Source organism: Photobacterium sp. TLY01, assembly GCF_021432065.1.
GTDB lineage: Bacteria > Pseudomonadota > Gammaproteobacteria > Enterobacterales > Vibrionaceae > Photobacterium > Photobacterium halotolerans_A.
On the sequence record NZ_CP090365.1, the window covers coordinates 37,514 to 52,791 of the forward strand.

Annotated in this window: 13 protein-coding genes; 6 read left to right on the forward strand and 7 right to left on the reverse strand. The window is 53.3% G+C overall.

Annotation, left to right across the window (positions count from 1 at the left end; genetic code table 11):
- Positions 1–37: 37 nt before the first annotated feature.
- The 3 genes from araA to LN341_RS15845 are packed head-to-tail and all read right to left on the reverse strand — an operon-like array spanning position 38 to position 4,004.
- Entirely contained in the window at positions 38–1,540 is a 1,503-nt protein-coding gene (gene araA / locus LN341_RS15835) for an L-arabinose isomerase (protein WP_046220176.1), read from the reverse strand.
- A gap of 9 nt (positions 1,541–1,549) precedes the next feature.
- Complete coding sequence (locus tag LN341_RS15840; RefSeq protein WP_255783143.1) at positions 1,550–2,308, reverse strand: L-ribulose-5-phosphate 4-epimerase; 759 nt, start codon at positions 2,306–2,308, stop codon at positions 1,550–1,552.
- Entirely contained in the window at positions 2,298–4,004 is a 1,707-nt protein-coding gene (locus tag LN341_RS15845; RefSeq protein WP_234205890.1) for a ribulokinase, read from the reverse strand. Before LN341_RS15845 ends, LN341_RS15840 begins: the two co-directional genes overlap by 11 nt.
- Positions 4,005–4,376: 372 nt before the next feature.
- Here LN341_RS15845 and LN341_RS15850 point away from each other — a divergent pair, with 372 nt between their 5' ends.
- The 5 genes from LN341_RS15850 (at position 4,377) to LN341_RS15870 (ending at position 10,946) form a co-directional block, all read left to right on the forward strand.
- On the forward strand, positions 4,377–5,381 hold the full coding sequence (locus LN341_RS15850) for an arabinose ABC transporter substrate-binding protein (protein ID WP_046220173.1): 1,005 nt from the start codon (positions 4,377–4,379) through the stop codon (positions 5,379–5,381).
- Between the two features lie 58 nt (positions 5,382–5,439).
- Complete coding sequence (gene araG, locus LN341_RS15855; RefSeq protein ID WP_234206621.1) at positions 5,440–6,954, forward strand: L-arabinose ABC transporter ATP-binding protein AraG; 1,515 nt, start codon at positions 5,440–5,442, stop codon at positions 6,952–6,954.
- Positions 6,955–6,971: 17 nt separating this feature from the next.
- A complete protein-coding gene (araH, locus tag LN341_RS15860) occupies positions 6,972–7,964 on the forward strand; it encodes an L-arabinose ABC transporter permease AraH (RefSeq protein WP_304622706.1) in 993 nt (330 codons plus the stop codon).
- Between the two features lie 131 nt (positions 7,965–8,095).
- Entirely contained in the window at positions 8,096–9,406 is a 1,311-nt protein-coding gene (locus tag LN341_RS15865) for a DASH family cryptochrome (RefSeq protein WP_234205892.1), read from the forward strand.
- Entirely contained in the window at positions 9,387–10,946 is a 1,560-nt protein-coding gene (locus LN341_RS15870) for a cryptochrome/photolyase family protein (RefSeq protein WP_234205894.1), read from the forward strand. Before LN341_RS15865 ends, LN341_RS15870 begins: the two co-directional genes overlap by 20 nt.
- On the opposite strand, the gene LN341_RS15875 is transcribed toward LN341_RS15870, so the two are convergent.
- Positions 10,937–11,857, reverse strand: a complete 921-nt coding sequence (locus tag LN341_RS15875; protein ID WP_234205896.1) for a LysR substrate-binding domain-containing protein — start codon at positions 11,855–11,857, stop codon at positions 10,937–10,939. The genes LN341_RS15870 and LN341_RS15875 overlap by 10 nt on opposite strands.
- Positions 11,858–11,984: 127 nt before the next feature.
- Between LN341_RS15875 and LN341_RS15880 the strand changes: the two genes are divergently transcribed.
- Positions 11,985–12,899 carry a DMT family transporter gene (locus tag LN341_RS15880; protein WP_234205897.1) on the forward strand — a complete coding sequence of 305 codons (915 nt, stop codon included), beginning with the start codon at positions 11,985–11,987 and terminating at the stop codon, positions 12,897–12,899.
- An 86-nt stretch (positions 12,900–12,985) separates the two neighbouring features.
- Here the strand turns inward: LN341_RS15880 and LN341_RS15885 are convergent, their stop codons facing one another.
- The 3 genes from LN341_RS15885 to LN341_RS15895 all read right to left on the reverse strand — a co-directional run bounded on the left by LN341_RS15885 (position 12,986) and on the right by LN341_RS15895 (position 15,205).
- Entirely contained in the window at positions 12,986–13,480 is a 495-nt protein-coding gene (locus LN341_RS15885; protein ID WP_234205899.1) for a VOC family protein, read from the reverse strand.
- 100 nt (positions 13,481–13,580) lie between these two features.
- Positions 13,581–14,327, reverse strand: a complete 747-nt coding sequence (locus LN341_RS15890; RefSeq protein WP_234205901.1) for a metallophosphoesterase — start codon at positions 14,325–14,327, stop codon at positions 13,581–13,583.
- Positions 14,328–14,548: 221 nt separating this feature from the next.
- Complete coding sequence (locus tag LN341_RS15895; RefSeq protein WP_234205903.1) at positions 14,549–15,205, reverse strand: DsbA family oxidoreductase; 657 nt, start codon at positions 15,203–15,205, stop codon at positions 14,549–14,551.
- Between the last annotated feature and the right edge of the window lie 73 nt (positions 15,206–15,278).

Sequence of the window (15,278 nt, forward strand, 5' to 3'; positions counted from 1 at the left end):
GCGCCCTTTTCATCACGAAGAGGGCGCAAAATGAAGTTTAAATCCCTGATGCCAACCGGTAATAGACGCTGTTATTTTTCAGCTCGGCTTTGAACGGACGAATCCGGGTCTCCTGATCAATCAGCACCATTTCAATACCGGCCATTTCGGCGTAATCCGCCAGCATATCGACGGTGACCGACTGGCTGTAAACGGTATGGTGAGCGCCCCCGGCATGGATCCAGGCGGCAGCGGCCGTTTCCAAGTTTGGCTGAGGTTCCCAAAGTGCATGGGCAACGGGCAGATGCGGCATCGTCTGTGGCGGAGTCACGGCTTCCACGGTATTGACCAGCATGCGAAAACGGTTCCCCAGATCAATCACAGACACATTCACCGCCGGGCCGGCTTTGCCCCTGAACATCATCCGGGCAATATCACAACGACAGCCAATGGTATGACGGTGGATTTCAATCGCGGGCTTGGCATCGGCAATGGACGGACACACTTCCAGCATGTGCGCGCCCAGCACCTGGTCCTTCGCACCAAAGTTATAGGTGTAGTCTTCCATGAAAGACGTCCCGCCACTGCGGCCCTGACCCATCACTTTCATGATTCTTGTCATCGCGGCGGTTTTCCAGTCACCTTCGCCGCCATAGCCGTAGCCTTTTTCCATCAACCGCTGAGTCGCCAAGCCCGGCAGATTGCTCAGGCCGCTCAGGTTTTCAAAGGTGTTGGTAAATGCTGTTGCGCCGACGGATTCAAGAAAGCGCTCCATGCCCCGCTCCAGACGCGCTTCCTGACGCAGGATCGCCAAAGTATCGGCATTGGACAGCAAAGCCGGATCCAGGGTATAGCGTGAGGCATACTCATCCAGTAAGGCTGAAACCTCCCCCTCGCTAACGGCATTCACACTGTCGCTCAGCTCACCCAGCCCATAGCCATGCACCTCGTAGCCAAACTGGATCTGGGCGGATACCTTGTTGCCTTCGGTGACCGCCACCTGCCGCATGTTATCGCCAAAACGAGCCACTTTGAGTTGCTGCCCGGCATGGATCCCCACTGCCGCCCGGCACCAGTCATCAATCTGCTGATGCACAACCGGGTTTTCCCAGTGGCCGACCACCACTTTGCGGTCGATATTCAGACGCGTACCAATGAAACCGAACTCGCGGCACCCGTGCGCACTCTGGTTCAGGTTCATAAAATGCATGTCAATCTCATCCCACGGCAATGCCGCATTGAACTGAGTGTGCAGGTGCAGGAAAGGTTTACTGAGCTGGCTCAGACCGGCAATCCACATTTTGGCCGGCGAGAAAGTGTGCATCCACAGCACCAGTCCGACACAATCCGGATCGTTATTGGCCAGACGACAGACCGCCAGAATTTCATCCGGTGTTTTGACGGTTCCTTGATTGACCACAGGGACAGAAATAACCGGTGACTGGTTGAGGCTGTTCACTATCTGCTGACTGTTCTGTGCCACGCTGTCTAAGACGGTTGGCCCGTACAGATGCTGTGACCCGGTCACAAACCAGACGTATTTATTGCTGAAAGCTTTCATTGTGATTCCTTATTTCTTATCCGTTTTGCCCTGCCCGTAATAGGCATTTTTGCCATGCTTACGCAGGTAATGTTTGTCCAGTAATGCGGGATTCACGGCGGAAACAGACGGGTTAATCTGCAGCGTCTGGGTCGCCATCGCGGCAACGGTTTCCAGCACAACAGCGTTATGGACCGCCTGATCGGCATCGCTGCCCCAGCTGAAAGGCGCATGTTCTTTGACAATAATGCCCGGGATCGCCATGGCATCCTGGCTGCCGATGGTTTCCACGATCACCAGGCCGGTATTGTGTTCGTAGTCCGTGGTTATCTCTTCATCGGTCAAGGCCCGGGTACAGGGGATGTGGCCGTAGAAATAATCGGCGTGCGTCGTCCCTAATGCCGGAATCGCTTTACCGGCCTGCGCCCAGGCTGTGGCTTGCGGTGAGTGGGTATGCACGATCCCCCCGATATCCGGAAAGGCCTGATACAAAGCCAAATGGGTTGCCGTATCTGAGGAGGGCTTCAGATCGCCTTCCAGCACATTGCCTTCCAGATCCAGCACCACCATGTTTTCGGCACTCAGTGCCTCATAAGCGACACCACTGGGCTTGATCACCACGATGCCCTGCTGACGATCGATTCCGGAGACATTGCCCCAGGTAAACGTCACCAGCTGATGGCGTTGCAAGTCCATATTCGCCTGCCAGACCTGATGGCGCAGCGCCTGTCGCCGTGCGTCCGCACCACTGCCTTGCGCAGCAAGCTGTAACGAAACATCAGTGGTCATGATTGCGCTCCTGTGACAGTTGGAACTCGGACAAGGCTTCCAGTTGCTGCCCGAGTTGTTGATAGCCCTGATAACGTTGTTGATTCATTTTTTCTGTCCCTGTGACCGGTGAGTAAACCCGGCTGATCGGGCTGGCCATCTGAGACTGCGCAACGCTGGCTGACGGGTAAACTCCCGCAGCAACTGCCGCAAAAATAGCGGCGCCAAGCGCGCAGCACTGTTCCGACTCAACGACAGCAATCTCCCGTCCCAGTACGTCGGCGCAGGTTTGCATCACCAGCGGGGATTTCTGCGAAATACCGCCAATCGCAATCACGCGCCTCACCTCAATGCCCTGCCCGGTAAAACAATCCACGATGGCTTTGGCCCCGTGGGCGGTCGATTCCACCAGCGACAGAAACAGTTCCGGCGCATCTGAACCCAGATTCATGCCGGTAAGCGCGCCTTTCAGGCGTTGATTGGCATTGGGCGTGCGGCGTCCGTTATGCCAGTCCATGGCCACCGGCAGGCTGAGATCGCGCTCTGTGCCCAGTGCGGCCTGAGCTAAGGCAGGGATCAGCTGTTTTTCGATGTCCTCCAGTGGCAGGCTGGCTTGCGGATGCTGCCTGGCATACGCCTGTAACGGCCACATCAGCAGCCGCTTATACCAGGCGTAAATATCCCCAAAAGCAGACTGGCCGGCTTCCAGTGCCACCAGCTCCGGCATAGCGCTGCCTTTCACCTGGCCACAGATCCCGTGTATGGTTTTTTCACCCAGCGTCTGGTGATTGACCATCAGGATGTCGCAGGTTGATGTACCAATCACCTTGACCAGATCATGCTCACCCGCACCGGCCCCAACAGCCCCCATGTGGCAGTCAAATCCGCCGACGGCAACGGCAATCCCCTCCGGCAGTCCCAGTTTGCCTGCCCAGGTCGCAGACAGACGTCCTGCCTGCTCGTCCGATGTAAATACCTCTGTGAACAGCCGCTCTCGCATGCCGTCTAATGTCGGGGAAATCGCCGACAGAAAAGCCTGATCAGGCAGACCGCCCCAGCTGTCATGCCACATGGCTTTATGGCCGGCAGCACAGACACTGCGTCGCAAGCGATCAGGGTGCTGATTGCCCGTCAGCAATGCTGGCACCCAGTCGCAAAGCTCCACCCAGCTATGGATATGCTCAACAAGCTCCGGAGCCTGCTCCGCCACCCAGGCCGCTTTTGCCCAGAACCATTCCGAGGAGTAAATACCGCCGACATAGCGGGTGTAATCGGGGAAGTCATGGGAGTGCGCCAGTGCATTGATCCGTTCCGCCTTGCTGACAGACGTATGGTCTTTCCACAAAATGAACATGGCGTTGGGGTTGTGCGCAAACTCTGGCCGCAGCGCAAGCACATTGCCCTCGGCATCAACAGGTGCCGGGGTTGATCCCGTGCTGTCCACACCAATACCCACCACAGATTGAGCCACCGCTGGCGGCACCTGGCTGAGTGCCTCGGCAATGGCCTGAGTCATCGACTCGATATAATCCAGCGGGTGATGGCGAAACTGCGACTGACCTGGCTCGCAGTATGCTCCGGCCATCCAACGGGAATAATAAGCCACCCCTGAGGCAATCTCTTTGCCATTCCGGGTATCCACCAGCAGCGCCCTGACCGAATCTGATCCGAAATCGAGACCGATAACACACCGCTGTTCTGCACTGACCTTGTCCATGACTGCTCCACTCGTCGTCCTGTTCTTTTTCTTTTATATCGGGGACACAGGTTTTCAGCCATGAATTGAACCGCTATAAATATGGATAAATTCGTCAGACACTTCAGTTTGTGTCAAAGAACAAAAATGGTCACCAGATTCATCCAGCAGGCATGTAAAACGTTTACAAATTCATAATTGCTGCAAATTAATGCGCATCAGGTTTTATACTCATGGAAAAATGCGAATCACATCATAGCCATTCACGCTATATGCATGGACAAAATCGCTGCCTTTTTCTGCTGTGATTTTCATCACGCCAATTCTCCGTTTCTTGCTCAAATAATGATTCCCGATGAAACAAAAAATCCTACACGTAGACGGAATTACAATATGAAAAAAATCACACAGACACTTGCTGCCGCCGCACTGACAGGTGCGACATTACTCAGTGCTTCCGCAAATGCATTCTGGGGAAGTGACGATGACACCCTCAAACTGGGTTACCTGGTAAAACAACCGGAAGAACCCTGGTTCCAGACCGAGTGGAATTTTGCCGAGAAAGCCGGCAAAGACTATGGCTTTGAAGTGATCAAAATGGCGGTTCCTGACGGCGAGAAAACCCTCAACGCCATTGATACGCTGGCGGCCAGCGGCGCGAAAGGTTTTGTCATCTGCACCCCGGATCCCAAGCTCGGGCCGGCCATCATGGCAAAAGCCAACAGCTACGACATGAAAGTCATTACGGTTGATGATCAGTTCCTGAACGCCAAAGGTCAGCCGATGACCAACGTGCCTCTGGTCATGATGGCCGCCAGCGAAATTGGCTATCGTCAGGGCAGTGAGCTGTACCAGGAAATGACAAAACGTGGCTGGGATGCCAAAACAACGGGCGTCATGGCCATCACTGCAGATGAGCTGGATACAGCACGCCGCCGGGTAGATGGCGCAGTCAAAGCACTGACGGAATCCGGTTTCCCGGCCGCTCAGATTTACCGCGTGCCAACCAAATCCAATGACATTCCGGGCGCCCTTGATGCGGCGAACTCTCTGCTGGTGCAGTATCCGGATGTCAAACACTGGCTGGTGGTCGGAATGAATGACAATACGGTGCTGGGCGGTATTCGTGCCACCGAAGGTCAAGGTTTTGCCGCTTCAGAAGTCATTGGCATCGGGATCAATGGGGTCGATGCCGTCAACGAGCTGGCGAAGTCTCAGGCAACCGGCTTTTATGGCTCACTCCTGCCAAGCCCGGATGTTCATGGCTATAAGAGTATTGAATCCCTGTACAAATGGGTGAAAGAAGACGTTCAGCCACAGAAATTTGTCGAAGTCACCGACGTGGTCCTGATCACGCGCGACAACTACAAAGCCGAACTGCAGAAGAAAGGTCTGTAAGCACGAACCAGGCGGCAGTGTCTCATTGCCGCCCCATGATTCTACAGGAGTACGCATGATGGCTACGTCCCCTTCTCATCTGGAGTTTCGCCAGATTTCGAAGCACTTTCCCGGTGTCAAAGCCCTGTCTGATATCAGTTTCCGGGTCAGCAGCGGCAGTGTGCATGCGCTGATGGGCGAAAACGGTGCCGGTAAATCGACCTTACTGAAAACCCTGAGCGGGCTTTACCAGCCGACCAGTGGCGAACTGGTGATCAACGATAAGCCCGTTCGCCTTTCTTCCACTGTCGATGCACTCGAGCAAGGCATCGCCATTATCTATCAGGAATTGAACCTGGTTCCTGAGCTCAGTGTCGCGGAAAACATATATCTCGGTCAGCTGCCCACCAAAAACGGAAAAGTGGATACAGAAACCTTAAATCGCAATGCCAGGAAACAGCTGGCACGCCTGGGTGAAGATTTTGACCCGTCACTGCCTTTGAAAACCTTTTCCATCGGTCAGTGGCAAATGGTCGAAATTGCCAAAGCCCTGAGCCGCAACGCCACCATCATTGCCTTCGATGAGCCGACCAGCAGCCTGTCACAGCGTGAGATCGATAACCTGTTCAAAGTGATCCGCGAGCTGCGCGATGATGGCAAAATCATTTTGTACGTCTCTCACCGGATGGAGGAAATCTTCTCGCTCTGTGATGCCATTACGATCTTTAAAGACGGCACCCATGTGCAGACCTGTGATGACATGACCCACCTGACCCACGATAAGCTCGTCGCGCTGATGGTGGGACGTGAGATCAACGACATCTATAACTATCGCTCACGCCCCCTGGGTGAAAGCGGCCTGAAGCTGGATAAGCTGACGGGAACCGGTTTAAGTGCCCCTGTTTCGATGGATATTCGCCAGGGAGAAATTCTGGGGCTGTTTGGCCTGGTTGGCGCAGGTCGCACTGAACTGACACGGCTGATCTTTGGCGCCGAAAAACCGGATTCCGGCGACATTTACCTGCACAACCAGAAAGTACAGATCCGCAGCCCTCAAGACGCCATCAAAGCAGGCATTACCCTATGCCCTGAAGATCGCAAAGCGCACGGTATCGTGCCGATTCTCTCGGTCGAAGAAAATACCAACATCAGCGCCCGCCCATGGCATCTCAAACTGGGCGGGGTCATCAACCGTGTGTGGGAGCGCAAGAATGCCGAGACGCAAAGTCAGGCACTCAATGTCAAAGCCGCCAATCTGGCGCAGGCCATTGGCCAGCTCTCCGGAGGCAATCAGCAGAAAGTGATCCTTGGCCGCTGGCTGTCGACCGACATGAGCGTGATTTTACTGGATGAGCCCACACGCGGCATTGACGTTGGCGCGAAATCGGAAATTTATGAGCTGATTTTCAGGCTGGCTGAAAACGGGGTCACAGTCCTGGTTGTCTCCAGTGATTTACCCGAAGTGCTGGGGATCTCTGACCGCCTTCTGGTCATGAAAGAAGGCAGAATCACCGGTGAACTGGCCCGTGATGCCTTTGATGAACAAACCGCGCTTCGCCTGGCCATGCTTGGCGACGCCCCGATTGCCGCTTGATGAAAAGGAACCTTCTCATGGCTACAAGTAGTACAACGAAACTGATGGAATCTGACAATACGTCCGCCTCTCTGAACATGTCCGCAGTCTGGGATAAATACGGGATGCTGATGGTGTTCGCCGGCCTGTTTTTACTGTGTGCGTTTTTTGTCCCTTATTTTGCCACACTGGTGAATATGAAAGGACTGGGACTGGCCATTTCGATGAGCGGCATGGTGGCCTGCGCCATGTTGTTTTGTCTGGCCTGTGGCGACCTTGACCTGTCTGTTGCTTCAGTGATTGCCTGTTCAGGAGTGGTCACCGCGGTCGCCATCAACACCACCGGCAGTGTGGTGCTGGGGGTGGGCGCGGGGTTGCTGTCCGGCGTGCTGTTTGGCTTACTGAACGGATTTGTCATTGCCAAACTGCAGGTGAACGCCCTGATCACCACACTGGCAACGATGCAGATTGCGCGGGGGTTGGGCTATATCATCTCGGATGGTAAAGCCGTGGGTATCACAGAGGAAAGCTTCTTCGCCTTAGGTAACTCCTCGCTGTTTGGGATCCCGACCCCAGTCTGGCTGACCCTGATAACCTTTGCGGTATTTGCTTTTTTGCTGAACCGCACTGTTTATGGCCGCAATACGCTGGCTATCGGCGGCAATGAAGAAGCCGCCCGCCTGGCTGGGGTCAATGTCGTCAAAACCAAGATGATCATTTTCACCGTGTCCGGTTTCATCTCTGCACTGGCCGGTGTGATCCTCGCGGCGCGCATGACCAGTGGCCAGCCCATGACTTCAGTCGGATTCGAACTGGTGGTGATTTCAGCTTGTGTTTTAGGCGGTGTGTCCCTGAAAGGCGGGATAGGTAAAGTGTCTTATGTGATTGCCGGTGTGCTGATTCTCGGCACAGTCGAAAACGCCATGAACCTGCTGAATATGTCCCCATTTGCGCAATACGTGGTGCGCGGGTCCATTCTGCTGGCAGCTGTCATCTTCGACCGATATAAGCAAACTTCCCGCAAAGCCTGATATCGCCATCCTGACGCGTGCCCCTCTCTGCAACGGGAGGGGCGTACACACTGAAATCATTGCCCTGCTCCTTCTCATCATGGTTTCGCCGCCTACACTTGTGGTAACTCCTTTTGCAGAGAAGGTGAGCCATGACAACGGGATTATTTGTCTTCAGTTACGACTTGCGCCTGCACGATAACCCGGCGTTGAGGAAAACGGCTGAGCAGGTGGAACATCTGCTGTGTCTCTACTGCCTGCCGCAGCAAAGTCCGGTGCCGTATCCGGGGCATCGCATGCCCTGGGGAAAACAGCGACAAGCCTTTTTGCTCGACTCGCTGGCCGATCTGAATCACCAGCTTGCCGATCAGCACCCCCATCAGGGCCTGCTGATCCGCGACACGCCGCTGGAGGCAACAATAGACGAACTGCTGGATCAATACCCGATTTCCGTCATCGGCCGCAGTGAACAGGCGGGCTATTACGAAAACCAGAGCTGGGCGTATATTGAGGCCCAATACCCGGACGTCACTTTTCTGACCATTCCAACCCATACCCTGTTCACGCGCGCACTGCTGCCTTTCACCCTCAATGAACTGCCCGCAAGTTTCACCCAGTTCCGGCTGATGACAGAAAAGCTGGATTGCCGTTCAGAGTCTGTGGTTGATCTCGAACTGCCACCGCCCCCTGCATTACCGCAAACCGCTCCGCTCCACCCGATCAATCTGGCGCGCACCCAACTGGACAGAATGCCGGAACGACCTTCCGTCTCCCGCGGCTTCACCGGCGGTGAAACGGCAGCCTTTGAGCATATTCAGCGCTATTTCTCCGGCGATTTGCCAGCCCGTTACAAAGAGACACGCAATGCGCTGGATGGCTGGGATAATTCGACCAAGTTTTCCCCCTGGCTGGCGCTGGGGTGCCTGTCCCCGGTGACTGTACTGCGCTATCTGGACGATTATCAGACCAAGGTCATCAGAAATGACTCAACCGAGTGGATTCGATTCGAACTGTTATGGCGCGAATACTTTCAATGGTATGCCCATGCCTACCAGCAAAAGCTGTTCTATTACCGTGGCATTAAAAATCAGGAACCGACTAACCGCCATGATGAGAGCCGTTTTCAGCAATGGTGTAACGGCAAAACTGGCTATCCGATTGTCGATGCCTGCATGCGGCAACTCAATCAGACCGGCTATATGTCTAACCGTGGCCGCCAGTTGGTTGCCAGTTGTTTTGTCCACGAGCTGGCCCTCGACTGGCGCTACGGCGCCGCTTACTTTGAGCAGCAGTTAATCGATTATGATGTCGCATCCAACTGGGGCAATTGGCAGTATCTGGCCGGGGTGGGTGCCGACCCGCGGGGCTGGCGCTACTTTGATCTGGAGAAACAGACGAAAATGTACGATCCTGAGGGCGACTTTATTCATCGCTGGTTAGACAATGGCAGCCACTCGATATAAAACCTTAAGACTGATTCTGGGCGATCAGCTCAATGCCAAACATGCCTGGTTTCAGCTAAAGGATGACAGCACCTTATACCTGATTGCCGAACTGCATCAGGAAGCGACTTACACCAAGCATCATGTGCAGAAAATCTGCGCCTTTTTTGCCGCCATGAAGGCCTTTGCCAGCGCGCTCAGCCAAGCCGGCTTTCATGTCTGCCACCTGACACTGGACGACACCGCGGCATACAAAAGCCTGCCGGAACTGCTGCACCAACTGATATCCGATCATCAGATCGAGGTGTTCGAATACCAGCGTCCTGATGAATACCGCCTGCTGCAACAACTGCGAACTTTAAGCCTGCCTGCCAGCGTCTCGTGCACAGAAGTGGATACCGAACATTTCCTGTTGCCCTTTGACGAGATACCCCACCACTTTGCCCGGGGCAAGCATGTCTTAATGGAACATTTTTACCGGATGATGCGACGTCGCTTTGCTATCTTAATGCAGGGCGAAAAGCCTGAAGGCGGCAAGTGGAACTTCGACAAAGAGAACCGGCATAAACTGACTGCCACGGATCTTGCGGCCGTTCCGGCACCGCTACGCTTCGACAACCCGGTCAGTGATATCCTGGCCCGACTGGAAAAACACAAAATTCCGCATTTTGGTCAAGCCTCAGACTCACTGCTATGGCCGGTAACACGCCGGCAGGCCATTGAATTACTGAACTATTTTTGCCAGCACCAGCTTCAGTGCTTCGGCTATTTTCAAGATGCCATGACAGATCAGTGTGAGCACCGGTGGAGCCTGTATCATTCGCGGTTATCTTTTGCCCTGAACACGAAAATGCTGCACCCGATGCAGGTCATTCAGACCGTTCTGACCCATTATGAACAAGCCGATGGCAGGATCTCTCTGGCTCAAGTGGAAGGCTTCATCCGTCAGATACTGGGCTGGCGCGAATACGTACGGGGGATTTACTGGGCCAATATGCCGGATTATGCCAGCTACAACACCCTTGGTGCTCACCGGAATTTACCGGATTTTTTCTGGACCGGAAAAACAGGCATGGCCTGCCTCAAAGCCGCCGTCTCGCAGTCGCTGGATTACGCCTATGCGCACCATATTCAAAGACTGATGGTCACCGGCAACTTTTGTCTGCTCACTGAAATGGACCCCGATCAGGTCGATGCCTGGTATCTGGGGATCTATGTCGATGCCATTGAGTGGGTTGAAATGCCCAACACCCGGGGCATGTCTCAGTTTGCAGATAACGGCATCATTGCCACCAAACCCTATGCGGCAAGTGGTAACTACATCAATAAGATGAGTGACTACTGCCAGTCCTGCCAATACTCAGTCAAAAAGAAAACCGGCGCGGATGCCTGTCCCATCAACAGCCTGTACTGGCGATTCATGGATAAACACCAGCAGCGTCTGGCCGTCAATCCAAGAATCGGGATGATTTATCGCAGCTGGGATAACTTAGCGGACAACGAACGACAGGCAATACTCAGCCGAGCCGAATTCTGCCTCAATCACCTGGATCAGCTCTGAATGCCTCTTCGATCCAGCTCATCACACTGCTGTTTCAGCCAGCGGCCCAGCGTGATAATGGCTGTTTGCGAGGCGCGGGATTTTTTATACACAAAATAAAAACTGTCGCCCGTTGGCAGCTCGTGCATGGGGATCCGCACAAAGTGCTGTTGCCTGTCGATGTCATTCATCAGGTAATCATTGAGAAAGGTGATGCCCTGATCATAGCGGGCCGCTTCTGCCGCCAGCAGCATATGGCTGAACAACTGAAATCGCGCCAGTTCAGGTAATTCAAAACCGCCCAGCTTACACCAGCGATGCCAGTCTTCACCGTGTTTGGCATTTTTAAAAATGGATCGCGTCGTCAGCAAGGGATGCTCCCACAGGGCATCGGGCAGCGGTTTATCCCGCATTTGCTGCCAGAGTTTATGGCTGCAGACCGGATACAACTGCTCATGATACAGCAGCTCTGAAATGAAATTGTTCCGCTTGGGTGGCGAGACGGTAATAAAGCAATCGGCCAGTTCATCACTGAAATTCGGATCATTACTCACCATATTCAACGTGAGCTCAATTTCCGGGTGCAGCTGACGCAGGTTTTCCAGCCGCGGGATCAGCCATTTCACCGCCAGAGAACTGTATAGTGCCAGGCGAATCTTTCCCCCTTCACCTTCCCGGATTTGCTGACTGGCTTCAGAGATATCCGCCAGCGCATGGCTGATTTGCTCGTAATACTTTTCACCGATAGGTGTCAGAGACAACTGGCGTCCTTGGCGCTGGAACAGTTCTTCCCCCAGATAATCTTCTAACAGACGAACCTGATGGCTGACCGCACTTTGCGTCACGCTCAGAAACTCTGCCGCACGGGAAAAACTGTTCAAACGAGCGACAGCCTCAAAGTAATGAACGGCGCGAAGGGGTGGCAGTTTCACTATCTAAAAAACTCATACCAAAAAAATTTATATCATTATACTTCATCACTGTGACTGGTTTATGCTTTGGATCACAGTTTGTCGTCTCGTTGATTTATCACTCACTCAAAACAAGAAGGAGCAGCCCATGCCTCAAATGTCTGTCGGTTTAGCCATGATATTGCTGATTGTTGGCAACTTAATTGCTGTGTGCTCCGATGCCATGATCAAATCATTGGGTGATGAAACGGCGATTTTTCAGTTTGTCTTTTTCCGTCAGTTAACCGCCGTTGCTATTCTGGCACCGTTCTGTATCGGCACCAAAAAAGCCGATTTTTTTGCCGGATTTAAGTGGCATGCTCTGCGCGGACACATTTGGTTGCTGGGCATGGTCTTTATGATCATTTCGATTACCAGCCTGCCCCTGGCAACAGCCAATGCCATCTTCTATGCCGCGCCGCTGATCATGCTGCCGATGGCCATGATGCTGTTTCAGGAAAAGCTGACCAAATATTCTGTCGGCGTGGCAGTGATTGGTTTCATTGGTGTACTGGTGATTATCCGCCCGACCGAAATCAACTGGGCAGCCATTGCGGCACTGATTGTTGCCTTTACGCTGGCCTGGAACAACCTGCTGGTCCGTAAACTGCCAAAACATCAGACGGTTGCACAAACCCTGATGCTGACCAACCTGGCGGGTATGCCGGCTGCGCTTGGGCTGGCCCTGTGGGAAGGACAACCCTGGGACTGGTCGCCGCTGCTGACTGCGGCTGGCTCAAGCACTTTTATTATGATTTATGCCGGCGCCTGTGTACTGGCTTACCGCTCGGCGGAATCAAACAAAATCGCGAGCGCTGAATACAGCGGGCTGATTGGCGCTGTGATCATCGGTATGCTGTGGTTCGATGAAGTGCCTGATTTGCCCATGATTCTTGGCACCATGATGATTATCGTTCCTCTGATTTGGCTGGCACAAAAAGAAAAACGTGCCAAAAAAACCGCTGGGCTCAAATCAACTGAAACAGCAGTTGCCACAGAGGCCGTAGAAGAAACCAAAGCCTGACCGTTTATTATCCGTTGTGCGACAGTTCGGGTACTCCTGCCCGCCCTGTCGCTTTTTTTGTGATGCACTCTTTTTTATTCGGCCTGCTACTCACCCGACGACTCACCATTGAACGCACGTTCCAGCACGGCTATCTCCAATTTTGTCATGGTCAGAAAGCACTGTGTTAAGCGCGCCAGTTTGACGGGATCATGGCTTCGCATCATCGCCGCCATCGATCTCGGCACGATCTGCCAGGACAAGCCGTATTTATCTTTCAGCCAGCCACACTGCCCTGGCTCACCGCCATCCTGCGATAAGGCCGCCCAGTAACGGTCGATTTCTGCCTGATCGTCACAATGAATCACAAATGAGATCGACTCGTTGAAAGTGAAAAATGGCCCGGCACTGATCGCTGTAAATGGCTGACCGAACAATTCAAAGTTCACCACATCAACACTGCCTGAGGGGGTGTCTTCAATCTGGGTGTGATTGACAATTTTTGAGTCGTCAAAAACTTGCGTATAAAACTCAGCGGCCTCAAGCGCTTCTTGATCAAACCACAAGTGAGGAGAGATTTTCGCCTGCTGAAACGATGCCATAAAACCTCCGGGAAACTGGACAGGAACATAAAGAAAAACGGCATGCGGTATCGACCAAGTGTAGCTGAAGACGCGGCGTGATGAACTGACGCTTACTGAGTTAACACCTGCCTGTCATCAGGTAATGCGCCCAATCTTCTCGACCACTGGCTGCGGCGGCCTGCACAGCCGCTTTTACGTCGTAATTCACACGGTGAAAGGCAACATCCCAATCCCCCTTGTCCTGTAAAGTCAGCACCGCATACGACGCCTGCGGGGTGTGATTTTGCATCACATGGGGCGAGGGCAGATCGTCAGCATAAGCCTGAAGGCCCACACTGCCCGGATTGATCACTGTCTGTCCCGTCGACAGCCGGACACAACGGGGAATATGAGTATGACCACAAAGAATGATGGGGGAATGGATGTCTTTAAGAGGCATGGCTATTTCAGCATCGGCTTTAACCCGCGGATGGCCCGAGCTGATATCTTCCAGCAAATACACCAGATCATCGTCCGGCGTGCCATGACAGGCATAGATATCATCGGATATCCGGGCATCGAATGGCAGTTGCTGCATCCAGTCCAGCGGTGCCTGGCCTAAGTCGTTGAGAATAAATTGCAGCGTGGGGTTGGCAGCCACTTCTGCTGCCGTTGACTGGTAAATTTGTCGATCCTGATTACCTGAAATCGTCAGCATCTCTTGCTGCTGCAGGAAATCAAAGGTAGCACGAGGGGCTATCGGGCCGTATAAAATATCCCCCAGATTCACCAGCCGGGTCACCCCCTTGCTGAGCGCATCCTCAACCACAGCTTCCAGCGCAAAGACATTACTGTGAATGTCCGATAACACGGCATATTTTTCCAACGCACACTCCTTGTGATCATCCAGATGATTCAGCGCGACACCTAGCTTTTACTCTCAGTGATGTCCTTACTGCACACCACTTTGCACCGTGTAAAAAACATAGCCAAACAAGGCAGCGAATATCACGACAGTCAGAATCAGCTTTATCCAGAATCCTTGCATCCGTTTTCCTTGTCAGATTGCTCAGTGGTCAAAATTCGCTTACTGCCCAGCAGTGTCTTCTAAGCCATCTCATCTAAAAGCGTCTCGATAACCTGCTTGAAAGTATCCGCATCCTGTGCACCAGAAAGCAGATATTTTTCATGAAAGACAAACGCAGGCACAGCAGTGATCCCCTGCCCGCTCCAGGTTTGTTCTTCAGCTCTGACGGCTTCAGCAAAATTGCCTTGCTTAAGTACCAGTTCGGCTTCATCGCGATCCAGGCCGGCGGTCTCAGCAGCATCCAGCAACACAGATAATTGACTCGGATCATCCTGTTCAGTGAAATAAGCCTCGAAAAGCGCCAGTTTCAGCTCTGTCTGACGGCCGTAGTTCGCGGCCCAATGCAACAACTGATGGGCTTTGAAGGTATTGTAGATACGGGAAAGCGGTGTGAAGTGGAATCGGATACCGGATTCTTCGCCTAAAGCGATAATCCTGGCCCGGTTCTGCTCGCTTTGTTCGGGGGTGATCTGATATTTCTCTGCCAGATGCTCACTCAGCAACTGGCCCTCTTCCTGCATCGCCGGATTCAGTTCGAAAGGGTGCCAGCGCACAGTAAACTGTACCTGATCCTTATAGGCAGCCATGGCCTCTTCGAGCCGTTTGTAACCAATGTAGCACCAGGGGCAGACCACATCAGATACGATATCAATGGTTAAGTGGGTATGCGTTGACATGCATTGCATCTCTTTATTCAGGTGGGCTGATAGTGGTTAGCACGGCGTAAAAAATCAACCCGTAATCCCTAAA

Bases quoted from the DNA above. Each gene is read 5' to 3' on its own strand.
- LN341_RS15895 (WP_234205903.1), bottom strand. From the start codon at position 15,205: ATGTCAACGCATACCCACTTAACCATTGATATCGTATCTGATGTGGTC.
- LN341_RS15880 (WP_234205897.1), top strand. From the start codon at position 11,985: ATGCCTCAAATGTCTGTCGGTTTAGCCATGATATTGCTGATTGTTGGC.
- LN341_RS15850 (WP_046220173.1), top strand. From the start codon at position 4,377: ATGAAAAAAATCACACAGACACTTGCTGCCGCCGCACTGACAGGTGCG.
- LN341_RS15870 (WP_234205894.1), top strand. From the start codon at position 9,387: ATGGCAGCCACTCGATATAAAACCTTAAGACTGATTCTGGGCGATCAG.
- LN341_RS15840 (WP_255783143.1), bottom strand. From the start codon at position 2,308: ATGACCACTGATGTTTCGTTACAGCTTGCTGCGCAAGGCAGTGGTGCG.
- araH (WP_304622706.1), top strand. From the start codon at position 6,972: ATGGCTACAAGTAGTACAACGAAACTGATGGAATCTGACAATACGTCC.
- LN341_RS15865 (WP_234205892.1), top strand. From the start codon at position 8,096: ATGACAACGGGATTATTTGTCTTCAGTTACGACTTGCGCCTGCACGAT.
- LN341_RS15845 (WP_234205890.1), bottom strand. From the start codon at position 4,004: ATGGACAAGGTCAGTGCAGAACAGCGGTGTGTTATCGGTCTCGATTTC.
- LN341_RS15885 (WP_234205899.1), bottom strand. From the start codon at position 13,480: ATGGCATCGTTTCAGCAGGCGAAAATCTCTCCTCACTTGTGGTTTGAT.
- araG (WP_234206621.1), top strand. From the start codon at position 5,440: ATGGCTACGTCCCCTTCTCATCTGGAGTTTCGCCAGATTTCGAAGCAC.
- araA (WP_046220176.1), bottom strand. From the start codon at position 1,540: ATGAAAGCTTTCAGCAATAAATACGTCTGGTTTGTGACCGGGTCACAG.